The sequence below is a fragment of the Endozoicomonas sp. SESOKO3 genome (assembly GCF_024606255.1).
In genome coordinates this window covers 1-1,558 of sequence record NZ_JAHHPR010000338.1, presented here as the reverse complement: position 1 = coordinate 1,558, position 1,558 = coordinate 1, and the positions used below count along the sequence as shown (strand labels likewise).

At 50.1% G+C, this 1,558-nt stretch carries 1 protein-coding gene; it reads left to right on the top strand.

Annotated features, from left to right (window positions below; all coding sequences use genetic code 11):
* The coding region (locus tag KDK18_RS05995) for an autotransporter outer membrane beta-barrel domain-containing protein (RefSeq protein WP_257253924.1) at positions 1 to 1,558 on the top strand (1,558 nt) is incomplete at both ends.

Here is a 1,558-nt window from a genome sequence, read left to right as displayed (position 1 = left end):
CCCCTATGCATTCATTCTGGATGCAGACAACGGTACTTTCTACGTTCAGGGCTCTGTATTCCAACCCGTCAATATCAATCTCGACAACCCCGATGGCGTGGCCATTCTGCTCTATAACGGAGCCAATACCAGCTACGCAGTGCACATGCCTGCGTTCAGCGGCCTTTATGGTAAAGGTACAGCTCACGGTATTCTGCTGAAAGACGGCACCTCCAGCGTCGTTCAAATCAATGTTGGAGAGACCTACCTGGGCGGTACCATTCAGGTCGAGGACGGAGATGCTCTCAGAATTGAAGAAGAGCTGCTAGGCACTGTCACCATAACCGGTACACTGCAAGGTAACACAGCCATCACAGCAGCCGATGGAGGTTTTTTGGGAGCAGGTGCTTCGATCGTCGTTAATGGCGGTACGCTGAAAACAAACGGTGAGATTGCCGTTGACTTCAGCGGTGCCGGTGGTGCCCTCCTCATGGGCGTCAATAACGGTACGATAGAGGGAAAAGTGCTGGGCTCTCCTCTCACCGGTGATAGTCTGGCGATAGCTGGTAACTCGACATTTGGTGGCGATATTGAGGATATTGAAACCATTACAGTCGCTGGATCAGGTTCGGACGTCACCAGTTTCCGAGGTGATATTAAGAAAAATTCCGGTTCAACACACGTCAAAGTCTTTGGTACTGCAAGCTTTGACAAGCCCGGATCACAGACGCTTGATGGTGATCTGACTGTTTATTCAACAGGACTCCTTACAACAGAGCTGGATACAGATTCCGACACTAATGCAGCTCTGGTTGTCACAGGTACTGCCGACATTGGTACAGGTTCAAAGCTGAAAATTATTCCTTCTCAGGAAGTCGTAGAATCTGGCAACACCGTTGAAGATGCAAAAATCATTGAAGCCACCACCAACCTGAATGCTTCCGATATAACGATTGAGCACTCTGTGTTGATTGATACTCCCGCGGTCACACAGACCGGCAATACTCTGATCACAGATCTGACACCAAGAACCAGCGAATCACTTCAGAATCTGGTTGCACAGGAAGGCGCTGGCGCCACTACTGAAGAAGCTCTGGCCGCTATGATGGCAGTCATTACCCAAGATCCCGTGAACTCCACGAATTTCAATAACTTTTACCGCACGGTCTCCAATATAACGGATGTAAAGAAACTGGCTGAGGTCGCCAGAGAAAGTAAATTCAACAACTCTGACGCCATCCAGATCACCAACGTGACGGCAGAAGCCAAGGTTAAGAGCAACGTCCTGGCGCACGTCAGAGCAGTTCAGGAGGATGAGGCTTCAAACACCGGACTGGCATACGGTGGCAGTTACACTAGTCAGGGTTTCTGGTTGCAGGTTCTGGGCTCAGACGTCACTCAGGATGATCGCAGAAACGATGGTGGGGACAAGCTGTTTGGTTTCGATGCAGATCTCAGCGGTCTGACACTGGGCGCTGAAACCAACATCAGCGATGACTACCTGCTGGGAGCTGCCTTCACAGTGGCCAATGCTGAAGTCAACAAACACAACTCTAATGACAACTCTACCATCAAAAAC